Annotated in this window: 23 protein-coding genes and 2 riboswitches; of the genes, 15 read left to right on the top strand and 8 right to left on the bottom strand. The window is 39.4% G+C overall.

What is annotated here, in order from left to right; all coding sequences use genetic code 11:
* Positions 1-66: 66 nt before the first annotated feature.
* Positions 67-178: riboswitch (SAM riboswitch) on the top strand.
* 120 nt (positions 179-298) lie between these two features.
* The 3 genes from CSV72_RS06500 to CSV72_RS06510 are packed head-to-tail and all read left to right on the top strand — an operon-like array spanning position 299 to position 2,816.
* On the top strand, positions 299-1,312 hold the full coding sequence (locus CSV72_RS06500; protein ID WP_099677676.1) for a methionine ABC transporter ATP-binding protein: 1,014 nt from the start codon (positions 299-301) through the stop codon (positions 1,310-1,312).
* On the top strand, positions 1,305-1,973 hold the full coding sequence (locus CSV72_RS06505) for a methionine ABC transporter permease (RefSeq protein ID WP_099677677.1): 669 nt from the start codon (positions 1,305-1,307) through the stop codon (positions 1,971-1,973). Before CSV72_RS06500 ends, CSV72_RS06505 begins: the two co-directional genes overlap by 8 nt.
* A gap of 18 nt (positions 1,974-1,991) precedes the next feature.
* Positions 1,992-2,816 (top strand): MetQ/NlpA family ABC transporter substrate-binding protein, encoded by an 825-nt coding sequence (locus CSV72_RS06510; protein WP_099677678.1) that lies wholly within the window; start codon positions 1,992-1,994, stop codon positions 2,814-2,816.
* An 87-nt stretch (positions 2,817-2,903) separates the two neighbouring features.
* On the opposite strand, the gene sdaAA is transcribed toward CSV72_RS06510, so the two are convergent.
* Positions 2,904-4,481 carry an L-serine ammonia-lyase, iron-sulfur-dependent, subunit alpha gene (gene sdaAA, locus CSV72_RS17140; RefSeq protein ID WP_099677679.1) on the bottom strand — a complete coding sequence of 526 codons (1,578 nt, stop codon included), beginning with the start codon at positions 4,479-4,481 and terminating at the stop codon, positions 2,904-2,906.
* A 181-nt stretch (positions 4,482-4,662) separates the two neighbouring features.
* A complete protein-coding gene (locus CSV72_RS06520) occupies positions 4,663-5,718 on the bottom strand; it encodes a M42 family metallopeptidase (protein WP_099677680.1) in 1,056 nt (351 codons plus the stop codon).
* Between the two features lie 177 nt (positions 5,719-5,895).
* On the opposite strand from CSV72_RS06520, the gene CSV72_RS06525 reads away from it, so the two are divergent.
* Complete coding sequence (locus CSV72_RS06525; RefSeq protein ID WP_099677681.1) at positions 5,896-6,381, top strand: STAS domain-containing protein; 486 nt, start codon at positions 5,896-5,898, stop codon at positions 6,379-6,381.
* A gap of 60 nt (positions 6,382-6,441) precedes the next feature.
* Here CSV72_RS06525 and CSV72_RS06530 read toward each other — a convergent pair whose 3' ends face one another.
* Entirely contained in the window at positions 6,442-6,876 is a 435-nt protein-coding gene (locus CSV72_RS06530) for a universal stress protein (RefSeq protein WP_099677682.1), read from the bottom strand.
* 318 nt (positions 6,877-7,194) lie between these two features.
* Between CSV72_RS06530 and CSV72_RS06535 the strand changes: the two genes are divergently transcribed.
* Positions 7,195-7,761, top strand: a complete 567-nt coding sequence (locus CSV72_RS06535; RefSeq protein ID WP_099677683.1) for a DUF4256 domain-containing protein — start codon at positions 7,195-7,197, stop codon at positions 7,759-7,761.
* 109 nt (positions 7,762-7,870) lie between these two features.
* A complete protein-coding gene (locus CSV72_RS06540; protein WP_158232166.1) occupies positions 7,871-8,506 on the top strand; it encodes a GGDEF domain-containing protein in 636 nt (211 codons plus the stop codon).
* A gap of 143 nt (positions 8,507-8,649) precedes the next feature.
* Here the strand turns inward: CSV72_RS06540 and CSV72_RS06545 are convergent, their stop codons facing one another.
* Positions 8,650-9,306 (bottom strand): reverse transcriptase-like protein, encoded by a 657-nt coding sequence (locus tag CSV72_RS06545; protein WP_099677685.1) that lies wholly within the window; start codon positions 9,304-9,306, stop codon positions 8,650-8,652.
* 92 nt (positions 9,307-9,398) lie between these two features.
* On the opposite strand from CSV72_RS06545, the gene CSV72_RS06550 reads away from it, so the two are divergent.
* Positions 9,399-10,502: a threonine synthase gene (locus CSV72_RS06550; protein WP_099677686.1), complete on the top strand. Its 1,104-nt coding sequence runs from the start codon at positions 9,399-9,401 to the stop codon at positions 10,500-10,502.
* 69 nt (positions 10,503-10,571) lie between these two features.
* Here the strand turns inward: CSV72_RS06550 and CSV72_RS06555 are convergent, their stop codons facing one another.
* A complete protein-coding gene (locus CSV72_RS06555; RefSeq protein ID WP_099677687.1) occupies positions 10,572-11,825 on the bottom strand; it encodes a dicarboxylate/amino acid:cation symporter in 1,254 nt (417 codons plus the stop codon).
* A 483-nt stretch (positions 11,826-12,308) separates the two neighbouring features.
* Here CSV72_RS06555 and CSV72_RS06560 point away from each other — a divergent pair, with 483 nt between their 5' ends.
* The 6 genes from CSV72_RS06560 to CSV72_RS06585 all read left to right on the top strand — a co-directional run bounded on the left by CSV72_RS06560 (position 12,309) and on the right by CSV72_RS06585 (position 15,470).
* Positions 12,309-12,827 (top strand): TetR/AcrR family transcriptional regulator, encoded by a 519-nt coding sequence (locus tag CSV72_RS06560; RefSeq protein ID WP_099677688.1) that lies wholly within the window; start codon positions 12,309-12,311, stop codon positions 12,825-12,827.
* Positions 12,828-13,123: 296 nt separating this feature from the next.
* The gene (locus CSV72_RS06565) at positions 13,124-13,675 is read left to right on the top strand and encodes a biotin transporter BioY (RefSeq protein WP_099677689.1); all 552 of its coding nucleotides are present in this window, start codon (positions 13,124-13,126) and stop codon (positions 13,673-13,675) included.
* A 184-nt stretch (positions 13,676-13,859) separates the two neighbouring features.
* Positions 13,860-14,075: a universal stress protein gene (locus tag CSV72_RS06570; protein WP_099677690.1), complete on the top strand. Its 216-nt coding sequence runs from the start codon at positions 13,860-13,862 to the stop codon at positions 14,073-14,075.
* Positions 14,048-14,179 (top strand): universal stress protein, encoded by a 132-nt coding sequence (locus tag CSV72_RS17145; RefSeq protein WP_255407588.1) that lies wholly within the window; start codon positions 14,048-14,050, stop codon positions 14,177-14,179. Before CSV72_RS06570 ends, CSV72_RS17145 begins: the two co-directional genes overlap by 28 nt.
* Before the next feature lie 267 nt (positions 14,180-14,446).
* On the top strand, positions 14,447-14,857 hold the full coding sequence (locus tag CSV72_RS06580; RefSeq protein ID WP_099677692.1) for a universal stress protein: 411 nt from the start codon (positions 14,447-14,449) through the stop codon (positions 14,855-14,857).
* Between the two features lie 178 nt (positions 14,858-15,035).
* Positions 15,036-15,470 carry a DUF6526 family protein gene (locus tag CSV72_RS06585; RefSeq protein ID WP_099677693.1) on the top strand — a complete coding sequence of 145 codons (435 nt, stop codon included), beginning with the start codon at positions 15,036-15,038 and terminating at the stop codon, positions 15,468-15,470.
* A gap of 71 nt (positions 15,471-15,541) precedes the next feature.
* Here the strand turns inward: CSV72_RS06585 and CSV72_RS06590 are convergent, their stop codons facing one another.
* From CSV72_RS06590 to CSV72_RS06600, 3 genes are read right to left on the bottom strand one after another with little or no spacing between them, the layout of a single operon-like run.
* The gene (locus CSV72_RS06590; protein WP_099677694.1) at positions 15,542-16,312 is read right to left on the bottom strand and encodes an energy-coupling factor transporter transmembrane component T family protein; all 771 of its coding nucleotides are present in this window, start codon (positions 16,310-16,312) and stop codon (positions 15,542-15,544) included.
* A complete protein-coding gene (locus tag CSV72_RS17220; RefSeq protein WP_099677695.1) occupies positions 16,290-17,756 on the bottom strand; it encodes an ABC transporter ATP-binding protein in 1,467 nt (488 codons plus the stop codon). The genes CSV72_RS06590 and CSV72_RS17220 overlap by 23 nt, the downstream gene beginning before the upstream one ends.
* 21 nt (positions 17,757-17,777) lie before the next feature.
* Positions 17,778-18,347, bottom strand: a complete 570-nt coding sequence (locus CSV72_RS06600) for an ECF transporter S component (protein WP_255407589.1) — start codon at positions 18,345-18,347, stop codon at positions 17,778-17,780.
* An 81-nt stretch (positions 18,348-18,428) separates the two neighbouring features.
* Positions 18,429-18,540, bottom strand: a riboswitch (TPP riboswitch).
* A gap of 186 nt (positions 18,541-18,726) precedes the next feature.
* Here CSV72_RS06600 and CSV72_RS06605 point away from each other — a divergent pair.
* Entirely contained in the window at positions 18,727-19,299 is a 573-nt protein-coding gene (locus CSV72_RS06605) for an exonuclease domain-containing protein (RefSeq protein ID WP_099677696.1), read from the top strand.
* Positions 19,300-19,484: 185 nt separating this feature from the next.
* Positions 19,485-21,029, top strand: a complete 1,545-nt coding sequence (locus CSV72_RS06610; RefSeq protein ID WP_099677697.1) for a multicopper oxidase family protein — start codon at positions 19,485-19,487, stop codon at positions 21,027-21,029.
* Positions 21,030-21,179: the final 150 nt, after the last annotated feature.

Consider the following 21,179-nt stretch of genomic DNA (forward strand, 5'->3'; position numbering starts at 1 on the left):
TATTCACCTTGACAGTTTTATTAATTCAGATTAGTATATGTTTTACGCATATAGTTTAATATCAATCTCTTATCAAGAGCGACTGAGGGAAAAGGCCCGTTGAAGTCCAGCAACCCCTTGAATGAATCAAGGAAGGTGCCAAATCCTACAGCATGGTTTTCCATCTGAGAGATAAGCTGAGAATATTTCAGTAATTCTTTCATTTAGAAAAATGAAAGAATTTTTTTAATTTAAAGAGAAGTGTTAATGCTATCAATTAATTATTATTATTTACTTGAATGTAGAAAGAAGTGAGAACATGATCCAAATTCAACATTTGTCTAAGGTATATCAGACAAAAGATAGAGTGGTAAAGGGTGTAGATGATGTATCACTAGACATCGAGACTGGAGAAATATTTGGTATTGTCGGTTATTCAGGAGCGGGGAAAAGTTCTCTCATACGCTGTTTGAATTTGTTGGAAAAACCAACGAGCGGTACGATTTTAATTAATGATGTGAATTTAACGAAACTATCAGGAGTTCAACTTCGGCAGGCGCGCTTGAAGATTGGAATGATATTTCAGCACTTTTATTTAATTAGCCAAAAGACGATTTTCGAAAATGTCGCATTTGCTTTACAGGCAGCAAAAATGCCATCAGATAAAATAGAGATTCGTGTAATGGAACTACTGGAAATGGTGGGATTGTCTGAAAAACGCAATGTATATCCAGCGCAGTTGAGCGGAGGACAGAAGCAACGCGTTGGTATTGCGAGAGCCTTAGCCAATAATCCATCCGTTTTGCTTTGTGATGAAGCGACATCCGCACTGGATCCCAACACGACGATGTCTATATTACGATTGTTGAAAAAGATCAATAAAGAATTGAATATTACCATTGTGTTAATTACGCATGAGATGAATGTGGTAAAAGAGATTTGTGATCGCATGGCGATTATGCAGGATGGTAAAGTCATTGAAGAAGGACAAGTGTATGACATCTTTTCTAACCCGGTTCAACCTTTGACAAAGGAGTTTATTAGCAGTGTAGTGTCTTATGACATCCCTAAAGCTGTCATATCTAATTTGGTCGGTACACTGATAAAAATTACATTTAAAGGTGAAGTAGCGATGGAAGGTGTGATTTCCGATACGATGCAGAAGTATAAAGTCAAAGGTAACTTCCTGCATGGGTCGATTGAATATATTCAAGAACGAGCACTTGGGATTTTCTTAATGGAATTACAAGGTGAACATGAAGAAGTAGAGCAAGCGATTGCATACATACTTGAACAAAACGCACAAGTGGAGGTGATCCGACAACATGTTTGATCTAGCCCACATCATGGAACTTATGCCGGATATTATAAAAGCATTTGGTGAAACACTTTATATGATAGGCATCTCCCTTTCGATTGCGCTGATTATTGGGTTGCCGCTTGGTGTTCTATTATTTACAACAGATAAAGGATTATTTTTAGAGAACCGTGCAATTAATTCGGTTGTTGGATTTTTCGTCAACATTATTCGCTCGATTCCATTCATTATTCTACTTGTAGCCCTAATACCTTTGACGAAACTGATTGTTGGAAATACGATTGGACCGGCAGCTGCAAGTGTATCGCTTTCTGTTGCAGCGATTCCTTTCTTTGCGAGGATTGTTGAGACGTCCATGCGTGAAATAGACAAAGGTGTTATAGAAGCAGCCATTTCAACGGGTGCTTCACCATGGATGATTATTTGGAATGTGTTACTACCTGAATCTAAGTCGAGTATTATCCAAGGACTTACACTGACGTTAATCAACTTAGTTGCCTATTCAGCAATGGCTGGATTTGTTGGGGGAGGCGGAATTGGAGATTTGGCCATTCGTTTTGGCTATTACCGATATGATGACAGTATTATGCTAGTTACCGTCGCCATTTTAATAGTGCTAGTGCAGTTGATTCAATTTGGTGGAGATCGTTTTTCAAAAATGATAGATAAAAGATAAAAGGGGAGAGATGGATTTATGAAGAAACTAGTACTGGCATTCATTCTTACTGCGCTGGTTGCGGCATTAGCAGCTTGTGGAGGAGAAAAGTCTACTGAAAAGTCGGATGATGATAAAAACATTCGTTTTGGTGCAACAGCAGGTCCATATAGTGACATGTTAAAAAAAGCCATTCAACCAGCACTTGAGGAAAAAGGATATACTGTTAAAATAACAGAATTCAGCGACTATATTCAGCCGAATATTTCGTTGGACAGTGGAGATATTGATGCGAACTTATTCCAAAACATCACGTACTTGGAAAACTTCGAGAAAGAAAACAATATGGAACTTTCTGAGTTAATTATAGTACCGACAGCGCCATTAGGTATCTATTCAAACAAATATAAGTCTCTTGAGGAAATTGAAGATGGGTCAACTATTACTATTCCAAATGATCCAGTGAACGCAGCGAGAACGTTATATGTATTGGAAGATGCAGGGTTAGTGAAAATGGATGAAGAAATTGACCAATTAACGGCATCTGAAAAAGATATCACAGAGAACCCGAAGAACTTAGTGATTCAGCCAGTTGAAGCAGGGCAATTACCACGTTCAGTTGAGGGATCTGATTTGGCAGCAGTACCTGGTAACTTTGCCATTGCAGCAAATATGGATTTATTAGACGCACTAGCTTTAGAAGATATGCCGGATCAGTTCCGTAATGTGGTAGCTGTGAAAACAGATAATGTAGATAAGCAATTTGCGAAAGATATTATTGAAGTAGTAGAATCTGAGCAATTTTTAGAAATAATCGAATCCGAATTTAAAGGTTTCGGCAAACCAGCTTGGATGGAAAAGTAAGATACAACTATATAGTAGCAAGGTAAAAAATATACCAGACGTGAAGACAATAAAAAGTGTCTTCACGTCTGGTATTTTACTGCAGAATTATTCTGTTTCTACCAATACAATATCATCAATAATAGGTACATCGCGTTTTAACTCTGCAAGCATTTCCTCGTCCACAGAGCCGTCGATTTCACAAATCGTAATAGCGGGACCGTCAATTGCAAACCGTTCATTCGCCATACGAGCAATATTGATTCCTTTTCTCGAGAGAATACCTAAAAGATCGGCAATGACCCCTTTTTGATCGGTATGGCGAATTAATAGTGCTGGACGTTCGCCAGAGAATTTTATCGGATAATCATCGAGTTCCTGTACTTCAATTTTACCTCCACCAAGTGAACTGGCGAGGACTTTTATTGTGTTGGTCAATCCTGTTAACTCCACAAGTACGGTGTTTGGATGATAGCTACCCAGCACACGTTTCGTGAATTCGTATTCTAAACCTGTTTCGTTCGCAAGTTCTTTAGCGTTAGGAATTCTTTCATCGGTAGTATTGTAACCCATGACACCAGCCAGAAGAGCTAAGTCGGTACCATGTCCTTGATAAGTAGTGGCGAAAGAACCCATTAATGAAAACTTCGCACGAATAGGTTTCTCGTTCAATAGCTGATGTGCAACGTTCCCAATTCGAACAGCTCCAGCAGTGTGTGAGCTTGATGGACCAATCATGACTGGGCCGATGATTTCATAAGCGCTTTGATATTTAGCTGGTGCACCACTGCTTTTTGCTTTTTGCTCTTTGTCCTTACCAAATACTTGGGTTTTCAGTTTTTGACCCGTGGGCGTACCAGCAAGTCCACCGATTCCAGTTTCGCGCAGTGACTCTGGCATGTTCTGTCCTACCTCGTGCATGACATGGATTACTTCGTCAGGAGGGATGATACTTACAACCCCTGCCATCGCCATATCTGCGGCAGCTTCAGCTGTGATAGCATGCAGTCCATTTCGAATGATACATGGAATTTCTACCAGACCCGCCACCGGATCACACACAAGACCCAATGAGTTTTTCAGTGCGATACCTATTGCGTGACCGACTTGGTCAGGCGTGCCGCCAGCAAGTTCCACTAATGTACCTGCCGCCATTGCGGTAGCAGAGCCGACTTCCGCTTGGCATCCTCCCGCAGCTCCTGAAATGGAAGCACGATTTGCGATGACTAACCCTAGGGCAGATGCCGTAAACATAGATAAGACAATTTGTTCGCGGGTGTACTTTCCACTATCGAGCGCATGAACGAGAACTGCAGGTAAAATCCCTGCAGATCCCGCAGTAGGCGTTGCGACGATTCGTCCCATATTCGCGTTCACCTCTGATACAGCCAGTGCATTTGCGGCGGTGTGCAGGGTAGAAGGATGAACAAATGAATTTCCCTTTTTAGCATAATCATATAACCGCTGTCCATCGCCGCCCGTTAGTCCGGTGCGTGACATGATAGATGTAGTCGTTCCTTTGCGAACAGCTTCTTCCATTACCGTAAATTGTTCTGACATTTTCTTGATGATAGTATCTCTCTGCATGCTTTTTTGCTTGATTTCAGATTGAATCATTAGCTCATAAATCGGCGTATGATCCTGTTCTGCATGCTCGATCAGTTGGTTTAAACTCGTGAATGCCATTTGTGATTGCTCCTTAAAGAAAGCTGTTCCATACAAAAATACTGGAACCGCTTTCGCTGTATTTGATATAATTACCGATATATTGAAAGCGCTTACCTCTCATTATTTGTTATTTTACGTGAAATGTCAATCAATTGAAAAGATACTGAAGCATCAAATGCCCAGTACCTTGTATACATGTTTAATAGCTTTGAAGATCGGAAAGCACATAATAATAGATTAATTGTAAAGTGTTTTTTAATGATTCTTCATGTGTACGTTCAAACGCATGGGAGGAGTCAATTCCCGGTCCAATCAAGCCATGGATGATGTCGTGTCCTGCCTTAATAGCGGCAGATGCATCAGATCCGTAATGTGGATACATATCGATTTTATACCCGATGTTGTGTTGTTTTGCCAGCTCCACTAGGTGATTACGCAGTCCGTAATGGTACGGGCCACTAGAGTCTTTGGCGCAAATGGATACCGTGTATTCGTCTGTGGTCTGACCGTCACCCATGGCACCCATATCGACTGCTAGATACTCGACGGTTTCTTCAGTAATATTTGAGTTACCACCATAACCAATTTCTTCATTATTCGATATAAGGAAGTGTGTCGTGTAAGGCAATTCAATGTTTTCGACTTGGATATGTTTAATGAGCTGCAACAGCATCGCGACACTTGCTTTGTCATCCAAGTGGCGGGACTTAATATAGCCGCTTTCAGTGACTTCCACGCGTGGCTCCAATGAGATGAAATCTCCTACCTCAATACCAAGTGCACGAATTTCCTCTGCTGTATTCACTTTTGCATCGATGCGAACTTCCATGTTAGCTTGATTGCGTTCTGCTGCACCAGCGTTTTTGTAAACGTGAACAGATGTCTGATGAAGCAAAATCGTTCCCGTAATAGACTCGCCCGAAGCTGTGTGGATCTTACAATATTCGCCTTCAATTGAATTGTAGTGAAAGCCACCGATTAAATCGAGCTTCAGGCGACCGTTGCTTTTCACTTCTTTGACCATCGCTCCCAGTGTATCGACGTGAGCTGTCAACATTCGGTGCTCTTTGTCGTTTTTGCCTGGGAGTGTAGCGATTAACCCACCTTTACGGTTGCGTTTCGTTTTTACATTATATTCTTGTAAGAAGGTTTCTACAAACGAAATCACTTGTTTCGTATATCCTGAAGGGCTTGGAATGGATACAAGTTGTTGAATGAGTTCTGTAGTCTCCTTTGTATCTGGTTGATAAGCCATATATTTAATCTCCTTTTATTGGACGTATATTAGTTTAGTCTATCGCGTTAGATGCATAGTTTCAACGATTTACAACGAACTGAATAAGTCCCATATGATCAATTTATGGTATAATTAATCAATGAAATTATAAATAAGTGAATATACAATATGACGAGCAAGGTAGGGGAGTCTAATATGAATGAAGAAACAAATTCAGCACAAGAAATTATAGAACTTAGAGAACAAATATTAAAGTATGAGAAGATCATAGAGGATTTATCAGCGCCAATTATTCCTTCTATTGTACCGGAAACAATTTTAGTTCCGCTAACTGGCGCTCTTTCAGTAGGACGCTTTATGCATATCCAAGAAAAAATAGTGCAAAGAATATCTGATAACAACATACTGACAGTAGTCTTTGATTTTACCGATATCAGTACCTTGGCAGTAGAAGAAAATATGGGATACGAACTATTGAGTGAAAAAATCAATGAATTAGTCAGTGTATTGCAATTGATGGGCACAGAAACAGTTTTCGTAGGATTTTCACCGGAGTTTGCTCAAAACTTGATTTTATCCAATGTATCGAACTTTAATCAAATTCGGGCATTTACGAATTTCCGTGAAGGTCTTCGCTATTTATTGGATCAAAAGGGAATGGAAATTGTGTATAAAAAATAAAATAATGCCTGTGCAACAGCAGATTTTGTAGTCTACTGTTACACAGGCATTATTTTATTATCACATATTACGTCGAACGACTAATACATCACATGAAGCAGTGAAAACAATTGCCTCAGAGACAGAGCCTAGAAAATAATGTTCAGCATTTTTAAAACCCTGAGCGCCACAGATGATTATGTCGGCTTCTAGTTCATGGGCAAGTTGTTTGGAAATATTTACTTTCGGATCGCCATGTTTGATATGTGTTTCCACATGGTCAATACCTTCTTCTTTGGCAATGGCTTTATAGCTATTGAGCAAATCCTCTATGCGCTGCTGTTCTCGCTCTAGATAGGATGCATCATCTTCATCAATCGAAAAGATATCCATGATGTTGACAATGTGCAAACACGCATTTTCTTCTAGTTTTACCATTTCAATGGATTTATGCAAAGCAAGTTTTGCCTCACTTGAACCATCTACCGCGACTAGAATGTTCATGTATTCATTCATCTGTCAAATCCCCTCCCGAAAATCAGGATAGTTTCACCTAAATTCGATGTAACAACGATATCATGGTAATAATCTGCTTCTTAATCTACCTTAATTATACCATATTTATACATATATTCTGCTGATTCACAGAAAAATCAAAGAGATATATGAAATTTTGTTTTTTCGTTGTATATTTACTTTACACCACATGCAGTATTACAATTTATTAAGTATGATACGTGGAGAAAACGGGTCCTACTACTGGTATAAAATTTTATTGTGAACATACTAACACTTATTAACCAAAGCGTTAGAATAAGTTAGGAGGAATAAAACATGACAAATGTAAATAAGAAGCTGTCAGCAGAGCAACAAGAAAAAATACTCGAAACACTCCAATCCCGTTTCGCTAGTCATATGGATCGCCACACAAATATGGACTGGTCTTCGTTACATGACAAGCTTATAGAGAACGAAGAAAAGCTATGGACCCTCAATGAAATGGAAGTTACGGGAGGTGAGCCTGACGTGGTAGATTATGACGAAACGACAGGCCAATACATCTTTTTTGATTGTTCAGCAGAGAGTCCTGTGGGCCGCCGAAGTGTTTGCTATGATCTAAAGGCTTTGGAATCCAGAAAAAAGAACAAGCCGGAAAATAACGCCTTGGATATGGCTAATGAAATGGGTATTGAATTATTGACAGAAGAACAATACAGATGGCTTCAGCAGTTTGGAGAGTTTGATAGAAAAACATCTAGCTGGGTGCAGACTCCGGAAGATATTAGGAAACGTGGCGGTGCTCTTTTTTGTGATCGTCGATACGATCAAGTATTTTTGTATCACAATGGAGCAGAGTCGTATTATGCTGCAAGGGGATTTCGAGGGTTACTCAGACTGTGAAATACTAGGGTAATATTATTTGTGTAATTTCTATTACCCATTTTCTTTTCTCGTCCATTTCATCTGTGATAAGATGGGAGAAAAGTGTAATTTGATATGGGGATATAGTATGGGGTATAGAGGCAGAGTAGTTGCTGTTTGTGTTGTTATATTGTTCAATATCTTGCGTTATGGCTATTATCATATCTATTTAGGCTATCTGTTTGATAGGAGTTTCTTTGTTTTAACAGGAATATTCTTGCTGGTTGCCTGGACAGGTGGGAGGCAATACGACGTAGCCAGGTTTTACGCAGAGAAAGATCCACTAACCAATGCGTATAATCGACGTGCGATAGATAAAGTATTTAGGAAACGGATTTCCAAATATAGTGGTCAAGGAAAGAAGATCGGCGTAGTATTGATAGATCTTGATGATTTTAAGGAAATAAATGATACATTCGGTCATCAAACAGGTGATGAATTATTACGATATGTTGCAGACCTTATCACGAGCAGTGCGAAAAAAGAGGACTATGTCGTGCGATGGGGTGGCGATGAATTTGTGCATGTCATTCTTGATCTTAAAGAGGATGCACTTTCAGACTATGTTCGGAATTTAAGAAGTAAATTATCCGATCTAGACATGGAATTAGTCAACACTGTCAGTGCTTCAATCGGAATGGCAGTTTATCCGGATGATGGAAAGACTTTTGAGGAGCTTATTCAGAGGGCAGATGCATCCATGTATGAGATGAAAAAAGCGTGAGAAATTTCTAAACCTTGTTAATTCTGCCAAACAGACTTAGCGAGGATTTTTGAAACAAGTAAGTATCCCTATACACCAGACGAATCTAAACTTGATTGAGTGCCGGGCGTATATAGGATAAATAGTAATTACGCTTGAACTTCTTATGTTCTCTCAATGGTCGCTGTAATTTCCACACCCGTCAAAGCCTGCGTCGCTAGACGATCTGCTTCGCTGTTCTTCTTGCGGGAAATTAGTTCATACCGCGGCTGGAATCCTAAAGACTCCATCTTTTCTTCCACTTTATTCGCCCAACTGTAAAGTTCTTCTTCAATAACCGGCCATTCTTCGCTTAAATGATTAATGACGACTCGTGAGTCACCCATAATCTCGATGGGTAAGTGATGCGCTCCTAGAGTTTCAAGTTCTTGCAAGCACAGATGAAGTGCTGCATATTCCGCTTCGTTGTTAGAGAATAAGTGTGTAGCCGTGGCGTTTTTTCGGAGTCTATAGGATTTACCATTTTGATTATAATAGAGTACGCAACCGAGACCAGCCAACTTTGTGTCCCAGTTGAATCCTCCATCGAAATATACCGTGATATTATGTGGTTCTGTCTCGATTCCTTTTAGATAACCTTTTAATTCCTTAACAGTCCAGGAACTATCGAACTGATCTGTGAACGATATTTGCTTTGTACGACCTGTTTTTTCTAAGTCCTCAGCAATTTTTAGCGCTTGTTCTGCAGGTAATTCCTCAGACTTGAAAACGGTTTGTGTTTCTTTTTTTGATTTATAGAGCCATTCAATTATAACATTCAATGTCTTCCCTCCCATATATTCAGTTTATCCAATAAACATATATAAAAACCTATTTATAAGTAAATTATAACTGCATAAAGGAGATCACGAGTATGACACTATATAGCTGTTCGGAATGTAAGAATGTTTATCCTATTGAGGCAAGACGCTGGAAGTGTGAATGTGGCGGTCTGCTAGATTTATTACAGCCGGAATCGGACACAACCTGTAGTAGTTGGACGAGTCAAAGATCTATTTGGAGATATGCTTCTTCAATGGTAGGTGGAGAATATCTAAGTGGTTGGCGTTCAATTACACTTGGTGAAGGTCAAACACCTTTACTACAATTAGATGAATTAGAGCCCAACACTTATATCAAAGTAGACTTTATGATGCCAACATTATCTTTTAAAGATCGAGGTGCAGCGGTACTTGTGACACTGGCAAAACGGTTGGGGGCCAAAAAAGTGATTGCAGATAGCAGTGGTAACGCGGGAACAGCCATCGCTGCATACAGTGCCAGAGCAGGAATAGACTGTGATGTGTATGTGAGTGCGGATACATCGCCTAAAAAGATAGCGCAAATCGAAGCGCATGGCGCAAGTATTAAAACAGTGAGAGGAACAAGGGAAGATGTGGCGACTGCAGCTCAAACTGCAGTGGAAGAAGAGCAAGTGTATTATGCAAGCCATGTCTACAATCCATTTTTTTACGAAGGTACAAAGACGTATGCTTTTGAAGTCTATGAACAATTGGGAAAAGCACCTGATACCTTACTAATTCCAGTAGGAAATGGCACCTTATTATTAGGCGCCTACTATGGGTTTAGAGAGTTACTTGAGGCGGAGAAAATTGATCATATGCCGAAAATCATCGCTATTCAAGCCGAGAATTGTGCACCACTTGCTAAAGCATTCGAAGGCCAAAATCTCAAAGGAAAGCCAGTCGTGAATGAAGGAACTCTTGCGGAAGGTATTGCCATTGCGTCACCAGCCAGATCCAAACAAATAGTAGAAGCCATTAGGGAGACAAAAGGTACATTCATTACTGTTTCGGAAGATGAAATTTTAGTAGCCCGTGCAATGCTTGCAGCAAAAGGGTTCTATGTAGAAATCACTTCAGCCATTAATTATGCTGGATATATAAAGTATGCGAATTCTAAAGATGAAGTCATTGTCATCCCGCTATGCGGAGCGGGAATCAAGTCTCCAACATGAAAAAATCCTGCACGGAAAGCGGTCATGTTTAGTAAACACGATGGTTTTCCGTACAGGTATTATTGAAAATTATGCGATTTCCGTTTTTCCTTGAATTTCTTCAACATCTGGCTCGCCTAACACACCTTCTGTTTTCGCAACGACAACGGCACATGCAGCGTCACCAGTAATGTTGACAGCTGTGCGCACCATATCAAGTAGGCGATCAACTCCGAGAACGAGTGCGATTCCTTCAACTGGCAGACCGACTGAAGTCAAAACCATTGCTAGCATGATTAGGCCGGCACCTGGTACAGCAGCTGTTCCAATACTAGCCAATACTGCAGTTAAAACAACAGTGAGTAACTGTCCAATAGTTAATTCGATACCATAAGCTTGTGCAATGAAAATGACAGCAGCCCCTTGCATGATCGCGGTACCATCCATATTAATTGTGGCCCCAAGCGATTGAGTGAACGAACTGATAGATTCGGGTACTTTTAACTTCTCTTGAGCGGTTTTCATTGAAATCGGTAGTGTCGCGGCAGAGCTTGCCGTACTGAATGCGACAACTTGGGCAGGAAAGAAGTTCTTGAAGAACCAAATGGGACTCCTCTTGCCAATGAATGCGACCGATCCACCATAGACAACAATCGTATGGATTAGAAGCGCGCCGAGAACGACCCCCATGTACATCCCCATGACTTTCAGTGCATCCATACCTTGACTTCCTACAGCGGATGCAATCAAACCGAATGCCCCGTATGGAGCAAACTTCATAACAAATGTAATCAGATACATAATAAGTTCATTTAATTGCTCGAATAACTCTTTCACTCTTTCAACCTTATTACCCATCATCGCCATTCCAAAGCCAACCAATGCTGCAAAGAAGATAATCTGAAGCATATTGCCTTCTGCCATAGCACTAATCGGGTTTGTGGGAATAATGCCTAATAACGTGTCTGCTACAGGTGGTGCTTCTTGTGCTTCATATGTGGCATTAGCTGTTTCGAAATTGCCACCTTCACCAGGCTTTAATAATAGACCAAGAGATATTGCGATAACCAAAGCAATAGCAGTTGTAATTAAGAAAAACCCGATTGTTTTGCCACCAATTCTCCCTAATTTCTTTGGATCACCAATTCCAACCGTTCCGAGGACGATTGAAATGAATACCACGGGCACAACTAGCATCTTCATTAGATTCAAGAAGATGGTACCGAGTGGTTTAAATAGAAATGCGTCAGCTTGTGTGAAAATACCAGGCGTGAAAATATTTAATACTAAACCAACAACTACCCCAGCAATAAGTGCAATAATAATATTTCTGGCCAACTTCATACAGTTCCCTCCTTAACATAATATATTCAACTATACGCATAAACATGAAAGCGCTTACTTAATATTATTCGATATATTTCGCAGAAAGTCAACTTAATTAGGTAGATGTTTGGCAGATTATTAAATAGGTAAAGAGAAATAAAGAATAGTAGACTAATCGTTGTAGTTATTCCTAATTAAATAGTTCGTAGAAGAAACGTTTTTTTATTAGTAATAATTATAGCTAGTAATATGTTATGAACGGAATGATAATAGTTAATACCTTAGACATTTCAAACTGCATAAATAGAGGTTGAGTAAATAGATTAATTGCTTTTAAAATTCAATGTATTGTTTGGTTTTTTGTGAATCTCACTGTACAATTAATGTATCTATTGATAATTTTTTATATTATGATTGGAAGTGTTTTAACTGAAGAAAAGAGGACGGCAAGTAGGAGCAGATGGCGAAAAAAGTCGTAAATTACTTTTAGAAATTTCGGCAATGCAATTTGCTCTACATGGTTTTCATAAAACCAAGATTAGTGAAATCGTGAAAGAAGCAAATGTCACACAGCCAACGTTCTACTTATATTTTAAAAGCAAAGAAGCTGTATTCCAGGAATTAGTCGATGTATTTAAAGAAAAATTATATCATCATGTAGCACAAAGCAAACTTCCTGCAGATGTGGCAGAAGAAGGAGTATCCGAGCGAATCGCTTATGGATTACGGGCTGTTTTTGAACTCTTCCAGCAAAATGAAGAAGTTGCCCGGATTGGTTTCGTAGTTTCGGAAGAAGCAACTACTATTAAAGCGCAAATGACAGCACAAATAGAAAATAATCTTACGGAAGAAGCAAGACTTGGTTACTTTCATACTAATGTAAATTTCGGCGTGGTCGCTGCAGCCCTAGTTGGAGCGATTGAATACCTAGCGATCACTAAACTTTGGCCAGGCTCTCATACACCAGATGAACTGGCCGAAGAGATCACATACTTATTTTTACATGGGTTGAAAAAATAACTGGAGAATTGGAGGATAAACTCTCTTGTAGAGTTTATGCATTTTGATATTTCGAAGACCTTCAAAATATGGTGAAGCGTATACTGAATTAAGGTTTCTACGGAAATTGAAGTGAATTCACAAATATACTATACGATAGTAGACTTCTACCGGAGTAATTACTAAATAGCTACTGCATTTTTAATGTGCTCTTTGAGTAAACAAACTGTCATATAGGATTGACACAACTATTTATATACTATAAAATCAATGTCAACACTACTTGGATAATGGTTTACTCAAAGGGGATTAGAGAAATGATGGACTCGAGAAATAAATTAAAAATGATGATTGTAACCGCTTTATTCGCAGCCATTATCGGCATTATGGCTCAGCTAACAATTCCACTTCCACTAGTTCCGATCACAGGACAAACACTTGCAGTCGGTTTAGCGGCAACTATTTTAGGTTCACGTTATGGAACGATCTCTGTATTAGTATATTTAGCGCTGGGAGCGGTAGGAATGCCAGTATTCTCAGGTATGTCTTCGGGATTAGGCGTAATCTTTGGACCGACAGGCGGATTTTTGATTGGCTTTATTCCAACCGCATTCATTACGGGTTATTATATGGAGCGGACAAGTTTCAAACTACCCAATGCGATTATCGCCAATATACTTGGAATGTTCGTTGCGTTGGCGTTTGGTACAGTATGGCTAAAGTTTATCGCGGAACTTTCTTGGACAGCTGCTATCATGGCAGGCTTTGTTCCGTTTTTAATCGGGGGCTTCATCAAAGCTTTTCTTGCAGCATGGGCTGGTATTATGGTTCGAGGCAGATTGCTCGCCAACCGCTTATTGCTCGCATAATTTAATTTTAAATCATGTAAAACGTTAATTCATATACTATGAATTAACGTTTTTTATAGATGTGTTAGTTCTTTGCGGTTTCATATTAATCGGATAAGAAGAGCAGTTGGAACACTGAATACTCTAGCGTTCTGGTATATACCACCAATAATAAGTATTCTAAATACTAGGAGGGGCTGTTAGTATGAAAATTGCTGTAGCTATAGATGGTTCAGAACATGCTTTTCGTGCAGCGAAATATGCGCTGACGCTTTTAGGGAATAGGCAAGACGCCGAGCTTGAAGTGATTTCTGTAACCGACTATAACAAAGTGGAAGATGAACAACTATCACGCTGTTGCGAGGGAATCCGGATCAAGAAATTATTAACCATTTGCAGACGGAAAATGTTGAGCAATTAGTACTTGGTAGCCGTGGAATGAACATCATGCAAGAAGTGGCGCTTGGTAGTGTAAGTCGCAGTGTAATGGAGCAAGCAAATTGTCCAGTAACCATCGTCAAATAAATGAAGTCGTCATATAGTCTGGTGTACTAGACTTTTATGGCGATTTTAATTTATATAGGATTTGTTGTTTTATGAGAAGCAGATAGTTGGATTTTTGTTAAGTAATTGGTAGAATGGTTTTGGATTGTTAGAACAGATATTTAGTACTGGACTACAAGATCCATGAAAAGGGTATAGAACATGAGAATGGAATGTTATGTCGGTGACAGAAGCTGAAAGAAGATCTCAATTATAAAATTGAAGAAAGTAGTTTTAGGAGGTTTTATCATGAAGATTGCTGTGGCGGTAGATGGCTCAGATAATTCATTACGGGCAACAGATTATGCGATTATGTTAATGCAACAATTTTCTGGGGCGAAACTGGAATTGATCCATGTAATTGACTTCAATAAAGAAGATGAGCGATTATTAAAACAAAGTCCTAACAGTCTTGATAAGCATCAAAAGAAGAAGTTACAATCTGCATTGAAGTTAGTAAAGGATAAGGGAATAGTAGCGGAAGTTACAGTACTTCAAGGAAATCCGCATCAGCAAATCATTAAGCATGTAAACACTAATGAAATTGATCATCTCATCCTTAGTAGTCGTGGTTTAAGATTACTTAAAAATTTAGTTATGGGTAGCGTCAGTCAAAAAGTAATCAAACATGTGAACAGCTCTGTCACGATAATTAAATAATATAAAGCAAAACTGCCATAGCATATCGTTAAGATAGCTATGGCAGTTTTTGTGTTAGGTTAATACGACAGGTAGGCTCCGTAATTCATTGAAAACTGTCCTAATGAAGAGCAATTACGCACACATCTTGCACTAAATAAGATATAATACCCCTAGCGGTATATAAGGGGTGACAAGAATGAAAGAACAGTCGTATGAAAATCATACACGTGTAACACCATTGCAACACTATATTTGGCTGCCACTAAGCTTTGTATTGCTTTTGACAACAGCGATCTATGGAATTTATCAATTCGTAAAGCATGGTTTTTCAATGCAGATTCTGCTATTATTCGCTATTATCGTTCTCGCTATTATTCCAGGTATGCTTGCACGTATTTATGCGTTGTCTTTGCAAGATCGATTGATCGTCACTGAGGAACAGCTTCGTTACTTTATGTTGACGGGCAACCGTTTAGATACAAGATTGACGAAGTCACAATTGATTGCATTGAGATTTGCTTCAGATGAAGAGTACGTGGAGCTTGCGAATCGAGCAGTGGTTGAAGAACTATCACCTGATGAAATTAAGAAATTTGTAAAGTCTTGGAGAGCAGATCATCAGCGGGTGTAATGAAAAAGAGAGCACAGATCTGAACTAGATCTGTGCTCTCTTTTAATGTGGTTACATACTTTTTGTGTTAATTATCGATAAACTGATAGTAAAAAGGCTGAACATAAACTACCTATCATGACAAGTAAAAACACCCTATCTATTGCATTATACCGTGTAGGATAATAATACGTCCTCGCAGCCCCCATCTGATATTGCTTCGCTTCCATCGCAACTGCAATGCGTTGTGCGCGACGTATACTTTGGGCAAATAGAGGAACGGTATAGGACTGCAATCGCTCATACAACCCTTTAATCCCTTTTGAAAACTGGATATTCCGTACTTTCAACGCGTTCCTGCGAATTTGTAGTTCTTCAGTGACAGCAGGAATTAAACGAAAAGCTGCAATGAAACTATACGCATATTTGGACGGCAGACGAAACTGCTGCATCATAGCATAAAAGAATAGTACGGGTTGGATCGTTAAGATAAACGTAAAGCCGACGAATCCGAATGAAAGGGACTTACTTCCGAGCAACAGCGCATGTTGAATGCTCTCTTCGGAAATCTTAAATAATCCCCATTGCCATAACACCGCTTCACCCTTACCGAACAACAACATCGTCAACCCAGTGGACAGGAAAGAAATGACTAACGGAATTGAAAGTAAAGAAAGCTTCTTCAGTGAATAGCCGCTAAATACATAAAACAATATTCCGTATAAAACTGCTTGTGAGATAGCAAAAGGCAAACTTTGATTCACAAGCGTAATAATCAAGAACGCAAAAAATACAATGAATTTTAGCGCGGGATTGACCCGGAATAACCAGGTCTTGCGTTTAGGTGTGAACCAATTGAACATTCTTTGCACCTCCTGCTACATTAGCCGTATGCAGTACGCCGTCCACTACAGTCCAAACAGCTGTGGCAAAGTTCTCTACAATTTCCGTATCATGCGTAACCATCAAAATGGTCATGCCTTCAGTGCGTAACTGTTCTAGCTTCTCAAGGATGGCGAAGGTGTTTCGTGCATCCTGCCCGAAAGTAGGCTCATCAAGTAACAAGATATCTGTATCAGGAGTAAGAGCAGTTGCTACACTCAAACGCCGCTTTTGACCCGTCGATAGCTGATAAGGGTGGCGTGAAACAGAATCAGGTAAGTTAAATAAATGTATCAATTGCTTCGCATAACGATTGGCATCTGTTTTTTGCATACCGTACAAAGATACGGTTAACTCTTCCGTAATCGAGTTCGTCACAAATTGCAGTTCGGGGTTTTGAAAGACGAGCGACAGACCTTTCGGAAGTTGTCGTTTCTTCTTTTTCCACACAACCGGTACACCGTTTACTTCATAGACACCGTCAGTGCGAAGTAATTGCATGAGAGATAGAAGCAATGTGCTTTTACCAGAACCATTTTCTCCAACAATCGTAATCCAGTCACCAGCCTGTACGGTCGCCTGTTTGGCAGAAATCTTCTCCACTTGACCACGATAGCCGTGAAAGTCTTGAATCTGAATTTTTTCTTCGGATGTAACTGCTTGACGAATTCTCATCATCGATAGAAATTCTTGGGAAGTTTTATATTCTTCCCATACACCTGGATACCAAATACCGTAGCGTTTCAGTTCTTCCTGGAAGTTTGCGAAAATCTCTGCAGGTGACTCGTCTGCGATCATAACCCCATGATCATTAAACAACACTACGCGATCAACCCAGTCAGCAATCAAATCAATTTTATGTTCCACGATAATTACGGTTTTATCAGCGGTTGCTTCTTTAATAGAAGACCAAATTTGTTGCGTGCCTTCTGGATCCAGTAAGGCAGAGGGTTCATCCAAAAAAAGCACGTCAGGTTCCAGTAATAATACAGAAGCTAATGCTAACCGCTGCTTCATACCTTGCGACATTTCATTGATGGACATATGAGGGTCTTTCAAATGCAAGTCTACACGTTTCAATACCTCTTCAATAAGAAGTGCCATTTCTTCACGCGGAACTTGAAGATTCTCTAAAACGAATGCGAGTTCTTCATCGACATAGGTCATACAGAACTGTGTATCCGGGTCTTGGAAAACGAATCCCCATGAGTTAGGCAACTGAATGTCTGTTGCTTTCATTGGCAGTTCGATAGAGTTTGGTATAATGCCGCTTAATACTTGGAGTAAAGTAGATTTCCCGGAACCACTAGGGCCGAGCATGAGAACTTTTTCACCAGGCCTAACAGAGAAGGAGAGGTCTTTAAAGAGCAAACCATCTTCTCCTGGAAACTTTAATCGTAAATCGCTAACGCTGATGTTATTCATAGTTGGATCATTCCTCCGCGTTTACTGATCAAGCAATGTATATTCTTTCTTATCAACAGGTCGAATTAACGATGTCACGCCTGTAGCTTCTAGCGCTCTTACAATAAATACAGCGAAAATACCTGTGAAGATGAACGCGCTAATAGCACGTAGTCCGTATTTTACAATGAGTGCCCATGTTTCGAGTGCTGCGTACCCATAAATTAAATCGAGTCCGAAACTTGCAAGACATGAAGCGATACCTGCTAACCCAGCGATCATAATGGAATAGCGTTTATAACGGAATGCAGCAAACAGTAATTCTGCAGCAAGACCCTGTGCAAATCCATACATCAATACTTCAATACCATGACCAGCAAACGCAGACAATGAAGCTCCTGCTATACTTGCGATGAATGCAGTACCTGGCTTTCGCAATAATAAAAATGCAAATGGCCCTACCATAAACCACATACCGTAAAGCAGTTGACGCGCAACAGGCATGATCGGTTTGACGACCGTGTATAAATCATCCCAAAACTTCATTAACACTCCAAACACCACACCGATCATGATGGTGATCAATAAATCGGTAAACTTTAACTTTTTCAAACTCTTCCACTCCCTCTTATTTTTTATACAAAAAAGCCGTCTGAAGAGCAGACGGCCGAGGAAGGAAAGAGATTCCTGTATAATTCCATCGATCACGCTCTCTACGCTGGCATTACCCAGATCAGATTAACGGTCAGCAGTGGATTAATCTGCTATCTCAGCCTGATTCTCTCAAGCACCCGTACGGACAATTATGTAAGCAATCCTAGTATACAGCACGTTGAATTGTGTGGCAACTTATGAAATTACTACGCGTTTACAAAATTGATGGCAGTTTAAATTGAACATATAGTATGGAAATCCTGATATACTAAAAGGATAGAAATGATCATAATTATATGTAGATATAATGTAAATAGAGTGTAAAAGGAGTTTTTACATGACAAAACATATAGCGTTTATTGACGTGGAGACGACAGGTATGAGTGCCGAGGCGAGTGAAGTAATCGAGTTAGGCGTGATGCTTGGAGAGTATGATAATAATCGTATTGTTTGGGTGGCTGATGAGTATTGCGAGTTTCAAGAACCGTTCTATTCGATCTCTTCGACCATTACGAATCTCACAGGCATTACCGATCAAATGGTAAGAGGAAAGTCGCTGGATATGGATAGAATCCTGAAAATACTAGATCAAGCAGATGGTATAGTAGCACATAACGCATCATTTGATAGGGGATTCGTCAGTCGACTATTGCCTGAAACGCTCGACATGGATTGGTATTGCTCCGTTCGACAAATCAAATGGAAAAATTACGGCTTTGAGAATGGTAAACTGCAACAATTGCTGAGAGCGCACCGAATTCAAGTGCATAACGCTCACAGAGCACTCGACGATGCAAAGAATCTTGCGGTATTGTTGAACTCGTCCAATCCTCATCTGGTGGATGATACATTCATCTCCTATTTGATGAATAAAGCGCCGATGAAGAAACCAGCTAAATCCAGATTTTAATTGTAGTAAGAGATGCCCGGGAAGTACTTCCGGGCATCTTTTTTAATAGATAATCGGTTGTGCAATCTTTTAAATTTTTTCGACTCTCTATAATTAAAACCACTTGAAACTATCGCATGTGCATAGTTTTTCCATATGTTATTGCTATACTATTCTTGAAATCAATAGACAAAGGGGATATATAGATGAGTAAAAAAATTCAAACCGTTATGTTTATAATGAGCGCACTATTAATCAGTGGTTGTAGTGACGATGCGCAATCGAATGATCAGAACAATCGACACATGATGAATCAAAATAGTAACGAAGGAAATCACCACATGATGAATCAAAATAGTAACGAAGGAAATCACCACATGATGGATGACTCTACAATGGGAAACGGACATATGAGCCATGACAATGTAGTGAGTTTAAAAGACTCGACAGGTGAAAATGAATTAAATATTCCACCATTGCTAACTAGTGATGCGGCAGATCGAACTGAATATACTATCAAAGCGCAAACAGGTAAGGTAGAAATATTTGATGGAGTTACTACAGAAACATTGGGTTATAATGGTGATCTATTAGGGCCAGTTCTTCAGTTTAAAAAAGGTGAAACGGTAAAAATTCACACAATAAATGAATTAGATGAAGAAACAACATTTCATTGGCATGGTTTAGAAGTTTCTGGTGAAGCAGATGGTGGACCGCATAAAACACTTAAACCAGGTGAAAAAGAACTAATAGAATTTGAAGTGACACAAGAGGCAGCTACGTTATGGTTTCATCCACACCCAGAGGGCAAGACATCCGAACAAGTATACAAAGGACTTGCAGGGTTGATTTATATTGAGGATTCTAATTCAGCGAAATTAGAAATTCCTAAAGAATACGGAAAAAATGATATACCTTTAGTTTTCCAAGATCGAGTTTTCAATGAGCAAGGTCAATTAGATTATAAATCGGTCATGAACGAAGATGGGACGATAGGTGATACGTTATTGGTCAATGGTACGGTGAATCCTGTATTAACAGTAGGTAAGGAACAAGTGCGTCTTCGATTACTAAATGGATCAAACGCTAGGAATTTCACGTTCAAATTGAATACAGGTGAATCTTTTGTTCAAATCGCGACAGATGGCGGTTTCTTGAATAAACCCGTCAAATTGAATGAAGTAACTTTGACGCCATCCGAGCGGGCAGAGATAATTATTGATTTCTCACAACTTAAGTCTACAGATAGTCTGTCTTTAATTAATGAAGATGGCTCCATCCTTTTACCGTTTGATGTATTGGATCAAGAAGTAGAAGATACACAAACAACAAAGCGACTAAATGATTTTGCCGTAACGGACGAAGAAAAAAACATGCCGGTAACGAAGAATATAGAGCTTTTCGGGATGATGGAACATGTTGAAATAAACGGAAAGAAATTCGATCCAGATAGAATAGATTTTACTCAAAAGCAAGGCGTGACAGAAGTATGGGAGATCTATAATAAGAAAGATATGATGGGTGGTATGATTCACCCATTCCATATTCATGGGGCACAGTTTAAAATTCTTTCAAGAGATGGAGTAGAACCTCAAGAGAATGAACGAGGATGGAAGGATAGTATTGCTGTTCATCCTGGAGAAAAAGTGAAAATCGCCATCCAGTTTAAGCATAAAGGTGTGTATATGTTCCATTGTCATATTTTAGAGCATGAAGACAACGGAATGATGGGACAAATAGAAGTGAAATAAAATATTTGGGGAGATAGCCAGTGATTTGAACATTTCACTGGCTACTTTACGTTTTTTATGAAATACCGCAAGTGCAAATTGAGTTCGTCAGAAGGGAATTCTAATAAGGAAACCAATAGGAATGAATTGATTATACAAAACCATTTTAAT

Origin of the sequence: Sporosarcina sp. P20a, from assembly GCF_002743175.1 — a bacterium.
Classification (GTDB): Bacteria; Bacillota; Bacilli; order Bacillales_A; family Planococcaceae; genus Sporosarcina.

Excerpts from the sequence above, each read along its gene's own strand:
- CSV72_RS06535 (WP_099677683.1), top strand. The coding sequence starts at position 7,195 with ATGACAAATGTAAATAAGAAGCTGTCAGCAGAGCAACAAGAAAAAATA.
- CSV72_RS06520 (WP_099677680.1), bottom strand. The coding sequence starts at position 5,718 with ATGGCTTATCAACCAGATACAAAGGAGACTACAGAACTCATTCAACAA.
- sdaAA (WP_099677679.1), bottom strand. The coding sequence starts at position 4,481 with ATGGCATTCACGAGTTTAAACCAACTGATCGAGCATGCAGAACAGGAT.
- CSV72_RS06525 (WP_099677681.1), top strand. The coding sequence starts at position 5,896 with ATGAATGAAGAAACAAATTCAGCACAAGAAATTATAGAACTTAGAGAA.
- CSV72_RS06585 (WP_099677693.1), top strand. The coding sequence starts at position 15,036 with ATGAAAGAACAGTCGTATGAAAATCATACACGTGTAACACCATTGCAA.
- CSV72_RS06540 (WP_158232166.1), top strand. The coding sequence starts at position 7,871 with ATGGGGTATAGAGGCAGAGTAGTTGCTGTTTGTGTTGTTATATTGTTC.
- CSV72_RS06610 (WP_099677697.1), top strand. The coding sequence starts at position 19,485 with ATGAGTAAAAAAATTCAAACCGTTATGTTTATAATGAGCGCACTATTA.
- CSV72_RS06605 (WP_099677696.1), top strand. The coding sequence starts at position 18,727 with ATGACAAAACATATAGCGTTTATTGACGTGGAGACGACAGGTATGAGT.
- CSV72_RS17220 (WP_099677695.1), bottom strand. The coding sequence starts at position 17,756 with ATGAATAACATCAGCGTTAGCGATTTACGATTAAAGTTTCCAGGAGAA.
- CSV72_RS06510 (WP_099677678.1), top strand. The coding sequence starts at position 1,992 with ATGAAGAAACTAGTACTGGCATTCATTCTTACTGCGCTGGTTGCGGCA.
- CSV72_RS06500 (WP_099677676.1), top strand. The coding sequence starts at position 299 with ATGATCCAAATTCAACATTTGTCTAAGGTATATCAGACAAAAGATAGA.
- CSV72_RS06560 (WP_099677688.1), top strand. The coding sequence starts at position 12,309 with ATGCAATTTGCTCTACATGGTTTTCATAAAACCAAGATTAGTGAAATC.
- CSV72_RS06530 (WP_099677682.1), bottom strand. The coding sequence starts at position 6,876 with ATGAATGAATACATGAACATTCTAGTCGCGGTAGATGGTTCAAGTGAG.
- CSV72_RS06580 (WP_099677692.1), top strand. The coding sequence starts at position 14,447 with ATGAAGATTGCTGTGGCGGTAGATGGCTCAGATAATTCATTACGGGCA.
- CSV72_RS06555 (WP_099677687.1), bottom strand. The coding sequence starts at position 11,825 with ATGAAGTTGGCCAGAAATATTATTATTGCACTTATTGCTGGGGTAGTT.
- CSV72_RS06550 (WP_099677686.1), top strand. The coding sequence starts at position 9,399 with ATGACACTATATAGCTGTTCGGAATGTAAGAATGTTTATCCTATTGAG.
- CSV72_RS06505 (WP_099677677.1), top strand. The coding sequence starts at position 1,305 with ATGTTTGATCTAGCCCACATCATGGAACTTATGCCGGATATTATAAAA.
- CSV72_RS06570 (WP_099677690.1), top strand. The coding sequence starts at position 13,860 with ATGAAAATTGCTGTAGCTATAGATGGTTCAGAACATGCTTTTCGTGCA.
- CSV72_RS06565 (WP_099677689.1), top strand. The coding sequence starts at position 13,124 with ATGATGGACTCGAGAAATAAATTAAAAATGATGATTGTAACCGCTTTA.
- CSV72_RS06590 (WP_099677694.1), bottom strand. The coding sequence starts at position 16,312 with ATGTTCAATTGGTTCACACCTAAACGCAAGACCTGGTTATTCCGGGTC.